Source organism: Mesorhizobium sp. M7A.F.Ca.CA.004.12.1.1, from assembly GCF_003997835.1.
GTDB lineage: Bacteria > Pseudomonadota > Alphaproteobacteria > Rhizobiales > Rhizobiaceae > Mesorhizobium.
The window spans coordinates 1-6484 of sequence record NZ_RZRK01000324.1; the positions used below are offsets into that span (position 1 = coordinate 1).

The 6484-nt window shown below is 64.4% G+C and carries 5 protein-coding genes; 1 reads left to right on the forward strand and 4 read right to left on the reverse strand.

Translation table 11 applies throughout. The annotated features are described in order from the left end of the window. The 4 genes from EN984_RS18035 to EN984_RS18050 form a co-directional block, all read right to left on the reverse strand. Positions 1–996: CmpA/NrtA family ABC transporter substrate-binding protein (locus EN984_RS18035; RefSeq protein WP_164765513.1), on the reverse strand; the 996-nt coding region annotated here is incomplete at its 3' end. A gap of 356 nt (positions 997–1352) precedes the next feature. Beyond that, complete coding sequence (locus tag EN984_RS18040; RefSeq protein WP_164748886.1) at positions 1353–2591, reverse strand: CmpA/NrtA family ABC transporter substrate-binding protein; 1239 nt, start codon at positions 2589–2591, stop codon at positions 1353–1355. A 2-nt stretch (positions 2592–2593) separates the two neighbouring features. Beyond that, complete coding sequence (locus EN984_RS18045) at positions 2594–3196, reverse strand: ANTAR domain-containing response regulator (protein WP_127267110.1); 603 nt, start codon at positions 3194–3196, stop codon at positions 2594–2596. 82 nt (positions 3197–3278) lie between these two features. Further along, complete coding sequence (locus EN984_RS18050) at positions 3279–5348, reverse strand: NAD(P)-binding protein (RefSeq protein WP_127272282.1); 2070 nt, start codon at positions 5346–5348, stop codon at positions 3279–3281. A 280-nt stretch (positions 5349–5628) separates the two neighbouring features. Here EN984_RS18050 and argE point away from each other — a divergent pair. Continuing rightward, the coding region (argE, locus tag EN984_RS18055; protein ID WP_127383859.1) for an acetylornithine deacetylase at positions 5629–6484 on the forward strand (856 nt) is incomplete at its 3' end.

Below are 6484 nucleotides of genomic sequence, written 5' to 3' on the forward strand. Positions count from 1 at the left end.
GCCATTGCCGTAGTTGATGTCGCCCTTGAGGCGGCCGATGATGTCGGCGACGGGCACGTTCATCCATTGCCGCTTGCCGATGATGGCGGCCATCTCGTCCTTGTTCTCAGCGGCCTCGCACCATTGCTGGGCTTCCATGACGGCCATCAGGATCGCCTTGGTGGCGTTCGGGTATTTCTCGATGAATTCGGCACGCAGGCCGAGCGCCTTTTCCGGATGGCCCTTCCACAATTCGCCCGTCGTGGCGGCGGTGAAGCCGACGCCCTGATGGACGAGCTGCTCGTTCCACGGTTCGCCGACGCAGAACACGTCCATGTTGCCGACCTTCATGTTGGCCACCATCTGCGGCGGCGGCACGACGATGGTCGAGACGTCCTTGTCGGGATCGATGCCACCGGCCGCCAGCCAGTAGCGCAGCCACAAATCATGCGTGCCGCCCGGGAAGGTCATGGCGGCCTTGATTTCCTTACCGGCCGCCTTCTTGGCGGCAAAAGCATCTTTCAGCTTCGAGGCGTCGAGACCGACACCGGTGCCGGCATATTCCTGGGCGACCGAAATGCCTTGGCAGTCGTAGTTGAGCCGCGCCACGATCGCCATCGGCATCGGCTGGTTGTTCTGCGTCACCTTGCCCGTGTGCATGAGGTAAGGCAGCGGCGTCAGGATATGGGCGCCGTCGATGCCGTTGGCCGCGCCGCCGAGCATCAGATTGTCGCGTGTCGCACCCCAGGAGGCCTGCTTGAGCACCTCGACATCGGGCATGCCGAACTTGGCGAACAGCCCCTTCTCCTTGGCGATCATCAGCGGTGCCGCATCGGTGAGGGCAATGAAGCCGAGCTTGGCGCCGGTGACCTCCGGAGTGGCGGTCGCAGCATAGGCGCCGGAAGGGAAGAGCTTGCGGGCCGCCACGAACAGGCCGGCCGTCATCGCGCTGCTGACGAGAAAATCGCGGCGCGTCATGTCCTTGAGGGTCGTTCCAGTCCTGATCCGTTTCGTCATCGTCGTCTCCGGTTGGGCGCGGCTTGGGATCCGCGTCGTCGATTGCGTGTTGATCAAAACAAAAAAGCCGCCAGCCAGGTCTTCGCGTCCGGGTGACCGGGAGCGCGCATTAACCTGAGCGGCAGCTTTGCCTGTGGCGCCCGTCATTGGACGCCTGTTCCGTGACCCGCGAAGGGCCTGTCTATTTCAAAGCAGGAACCGTGCCAGTTTTGAGAGAGGTGAAAAAGATCAATTAAATCAGCAACCCGCGCCGATCGCGGACGCACCGGGTCGTATGGCCGGAAGGCCAAAGATTGTTCATTCGGGCAATCGCGCGCACAATTTTTGTGCAATGCACAAGAATGACGCGGAAATGATCAGGCTTCCGCGCGAGCCGATTTCTGGCCGGTAATGTAGGCGTCGACCTCGTCCGGATCGAAGATCTGGCCGTCGAAGAAACCGTCCGGACCGAGCACAAGGCCGGCGCCTGTCGCGCCGACCGCGGTGGCAACTTGGAGCGCACCCTCGACTTTCGAATTGGCGCCGGGAAGCGCCACACCAAGCGGCTTCAGAGCCGAACGGTAGAGGTCGGGCCGGTAGCAGTTGCGGGCGATGGCAAGGTTTTCCGGCGTGTGCGCCACGTGCCCCCAGCGCACCATCTGCGTGTAGAACCACAGCGCATGGCTCTTCCATGGAAAGTTCGCTGCCTTGTCGAACGGGAGGAAGAAGTCGTCGATGGTCCGCTCCGCGCCGCCGCCCAGTCGGAGATGACCGGTCAGGATCGGCATCTGCACGGCCGGCGGCAGACCGAGAAAGCCGGCCTGCGCCATCACAGCTGCCAATTCGCCACGGTTGGCCGGATCCTGGCACCAGCGCGCCGAGTGATGCAGCGCACGCAGCAGCGCCGCCAGTGCCTCGGGGTTTTCGTCTGCCCACGCCTTGCGTACGCCGATTACCTTCTCCGGGCTGTTACGCCATATCCGCGCCTTGACGGTGACGATATGCCCGGTGCCGGCGGCAACCGCAGCACTGTTCCAGGGTTCGCCTGCGCAGTACCCGTCGATGCGGCCGGTGGCCAGCGCATCCGCCATGAAGGGCGGCGGCACGATGACGATCTCGATTTCGCGCGCCGGATCGATGCCGCAGGCGGCGAGCCAATAGCGCAATTCGTAATTGTGCCCGGAATGCGGATGCACCACGGCGAAGCGCAGCGGGTCGCCACCGGCCGCAGCGCGCTCGCGAATGAGCGCGCGCAACGCCGCACCGGCGCGCGCCGGATCAAGATCGGCTTCGGCGCCCTGCGCCACCATTCCGGCCCAGACGGTGTTGGAGACGGTGACGCAATTGCCGCCGAGCCCGAGCGAGAACGGCACGATGGTTTCCGAAGCGAGTGGCGTCAGCCCGAGATTGCAGGCGAGCGGCATCGGTCCCAGCATATGCGCGAGATGAAAGTGACCGATGGCGATGCGGTCGCGGATGTTGGCCCAGGACGTCTCGCGGTGTAGGGTGAGGTCGATGCCTTCTCGTGCGGCAAAGCCAAGCTCCCCGGCCGCGACCAGCACGGCGCTGTCGAAAAGCGGCATGAAACCGGCGGTGATCTGGTGCGCAGCAGTCATGCTCATTCGTCCTCCGGCGGCCCCAGCAGCCCGGCGGCAGTCACCAGGCTCTGGGCGATGTCGCCGATCTTGCGGTTCTGGTTCATCGCCGTCTTGCGCAGCAGCGTGTAGGCCGCCTCTTCGGAGAGGCCGCGCGACTTCATCAATATGCCCTTGGCACGATCGATCACCTTACGGCTCTCTAGCTCGCCGCGAACCTCTTCCAGTTCGCGCGCCATGCGCGAAAAAGCGTTGAAGCGGCTTACCGCCATGTCGAGGATCGGCTTGACGCGCTCTTGCCGCAGACCGTCGACGACATAGGCCGAAACGCCGGCATCGACCGCCGCCTCGATCGAGGCCTGATCGGAGCGGTCGACGAACATGGCGATCGGCCGTTTCACGGCGCGCGACAGCTGGAACATGTTTTCCAGCATGTCGCGGTTCGGATTCTCGAGATCGATGACGATGACATCGGGCTCGATCTCGGCGATCCGCCGCGCAATGCCGGTCACGTCATGGATGACGGTGACTCGCTCATGGCCGGCCTCGCGCAATCCCGCCTCGATGATCGCGGCGCGGATGCGGTTTTCATCGATCACCAGGACGGCGAGTGCGGTTCGAACCATGCCTGCATTGTGACCAAGCGAAGGAATTGTGCAATGCAGTATGGTTGAACAACCCGATATTCGCTGACCGGGCCGCCGGCGTCTAATCCGCCGCCAACGCCGTGACCTCGCGGCGGAAGGGCAGTGCGTCGCCGATATCGGCTTCGTCCAGCTCGCGGGCGAAACGGTGGCCGGCGTAGGTTGCCCAGGCGATCGGACCCGGCGCCCCGGCATCGCCGATGATTTTGATCGAGCGGATGCCGCTATCGGCCCATTGATCTCGCCGCGCCTTCAGTTCGCACCAGACGCCATCGTCCTGTTGGCGCGACGTCACGAGCACGACGGCGTCCGCGGCGAAGTCGCGTTGGCTGCCCGTATAGGCGCACGCAGTGGCAACCCCACCCGCCACGATGCGGGTCACAGTCCGATTCAGCACGATCTCGACGCCGAGTTCGGCCAGCCGGCGATGGATGGCGCCCTGCTCCAGCGTGTTGCGGGTCCAGTCGGACACATAGGCCGACGGCGTCACCAGCGTCACCTTCGCACCCTGCCGCGCCATCAGCTCGGCCAGGACACCGCCCATGTAATAGTGATCGTCGTCGAACAGCACGACAGTGCCGGTCGGTATATTGCCGCCCATCAAATCGTCCGGCGTGTAGACCGGCATGGCCGGGTCCACCGGCATCGGCACGACATGCGCGCGCGCCACGCCATCGCGGCGCCATGTCGAGCCGGTGGCGACGGCAATGTTCTGGAAGCCGAAGGCGAGGATTTCCTCGGCCGACAGCCGGCTTTCGAAATAGACGTCGACATTGGACATCTGGCTGATCTGGTACTGGCGATAGTCGCGCACACGCCCCCATGCCGAGAGACCGGGCAAGCGGCACTCGCGCGCCACGCGGCCGCCGAGTTCGGTTCCCGCTTCGGCGATGGCCACCTGGTAGCCGCGCAGGCCGAGTGCACGCGCCGCTTCCAGCCCGGCCGGGCCGGCGCCGACGATCAGCACGCTGTCGCTGTCGCCCTTGGCCTGCATCCGTTCGGGATGCCAGCCCTTGCGCCACTCCTCCATGAAGGTCGGGTTCTGCGTGCAACGAGAGATCGACATGGTCATGTCGCCGGTGATGCAGATGTTGCAGCCGATGCATTCGCGAATGTCCTCGATCCGCCCCTCCTCCACCTTCTTCGGCAGGAAGGGATCGGCAATCGACGGCCGCGCGCAGCCAATGAAGTCCAGCGTGCCGGACTTGATCATCTTCACCATCACATCCGGCGAGGTGAAGCGACCGACGCCGACGACCGGCTTCGAGGTCAGCATCTTGATGCCGGACACCAGGCTCTCCTGCGCGCCCTCCTCCTTGAACCGCGACGGCCCCGAACAGTCCTCCCAGGCGCCATGCGCCAGGTCCCAGAGGTCTGGCAGGTCGGCATGCATCTCGATCATGTCGCGCACTTCGGAGTTGCCGAAGCCAAGCTCGCCGATCATCTCGTCCAGCGACAGCCGCAGCGTTAGGCCGCACGTGTCGCCGATGGCGTTCCTGCCCTCTTCGATCAGCTCACGCATCAGCCGCGAGCGGTTTTCCAGCGAGCCGCCATATTCGTCGCTGCGCTGGTTCGTGGCGGTGGACAGGAAGTGCTGGATGATGCCGAAGCCATGCGCGCCGTAGAGGCAGACCAGGTCGAAGCCCGCAAGCCTGGCACGCTTGAATGCATTGCGGTGCCAGCGGCGCAGGTCGCGAATATCCTGCTTGTCCATGGCGCGCGCCTGCACCGGATCGTTGGTGAAGGTTCGGATCGGCAGGGCCGACGGTCCGCGCGGTACCTCCTTGGTGTAGAGGTTGGGACCGTTGATGCCCGAATAGGCCAACTGGATGCCGGCCAGCGCGCCATGCTGGTGCATGGCCTCTGCCATCTTCGCCAGCGCCGGGATATCGGCGTCGTCCCACAGCCTGAGCTCGATGAAGGGCGTGATCTCCGATGTGTGGTGCATCTCGGTCTGCTCGGTGAAGATGACGCCCCAGCCGCCTTCCGACTTGATGCGGCGCATCTCGGCCGCGGCCGAAGGATCGCGATAGCCGCCGCCATTGCAATGCGGAACCTGATAGAAGCGGTTCTTGGCGGTCACCGGACCGATCTTTACGGGCTCGAACAGAATGTCGTAGCGCGGATCGCGCATGGAACGTGCCTTCCTGCCAGCGTCGCCTTGCAGCATGCCCGATCATGGTTTCGAGCCGTGGCGCAAGCCGGCCAGCCCAGTGGGTTGATGCCGTGAGACCATTCATAAATTGCGGCAAGCGCCGGGAAACAACAGATTTCTTCTGTGCCGGTTAGGACGCGCCTAATCGGCAGCACTGCCTGGATTAGCATCCGATGAATCCCGGCTGAGCCAAATGCGACTTCAAGGCCGCCGCCGCGCGATGTTAGATAGCGCGCACGCCCAATGAGACACAAGACGCATGGACAGCATCCAGATCCTTGAAAAACTGATCGCGTTCCCGACGGTGAGCCGCGATTCGAACCTCGCCCTCGTCGGCTACGTGGCGGAGCTGCTGGACGCGCATGGCATTGACAGCCGGATCATCCACAGCGAGGACGGCCACAAGGCCAATTTGTTTGCCACCATCGGACCGGCCGACGCTTCCGGCATCATGCTGTCCGGCCACACCGACGTCGTCCCCGTCGACGGCCAGGCCTGGACGCTGCCGCCCTTCGAGATGACGAGCCGAGACGGCAAGCTTTACGGACGTGGCACAGCCGACATGAAGGGTTTTGTGGCCTGCGCGCTCGCGGCGTGCCTTAAAGCCTCGAAAATGACGCTGCGCACGCCGCTGCATTTGGCGCTCTCCTACGACGAGGAGATCGGCTGCATTGGTGTGCGAAGCCTGATCGACATGCTGCAAGCAGCCCCGCAGCGGCCGTTGCTATGCATTGTCGGCGAGCCGACCGATATGCAGGTGGCGACGGGCCACAAGGGCAAGCTTGCCGCACGCGCGCTTTGCAAGGGACGCGAGGGCCATTCGGCGATGGCCCCGCTGGCGCTCAACGCCATCCATCTCGGCTGCGATTTCGTCGCCGCCTTGCGCCGCGAACAGGACCGGCTGGTGCGCGATGGCGCCCGCGACGGCGACTACGACATTGCCTACACAACCGTCCATGTCGGCAAGATCAACGCCGGCGTGGCGCTGAACATCGTGCCGAACCTCTGCCAGGTCGACTTCGAGATCCGCAATGTCGCGGCCGACGACCCGCATGAGATTCTCGAGCGTCTGCGCGTGGAGGCCGCGCGCATTGCCACCGAAGCCTCGGCTATCG

Excerpts from the sequence above, each read along its gene's own strand:
- EN984_RS18045 (WP_127267110.1), bottom strand. The coding sequence starts at position 3,196 with ATGGTTCGAACCGCACTCGCCGTCCTGGTGATCGATGAAAACCGCATC.
- EN984_RS18040 (WP_164748886.1), bottom strand. The coding sequence starts at position 2,591 with ATGACTGCTGCGCACCAGATCACCGCCGGTTTCATGCCGCTTTTCGAC.
- EN984_RS18050 (WP_127272282.1), bottom strand. The coding sequence starts at position 5,348 with ATGCGCGATCCGCGCTACGACATTCTGTTCGAGCCCGTAAAGATCGGT.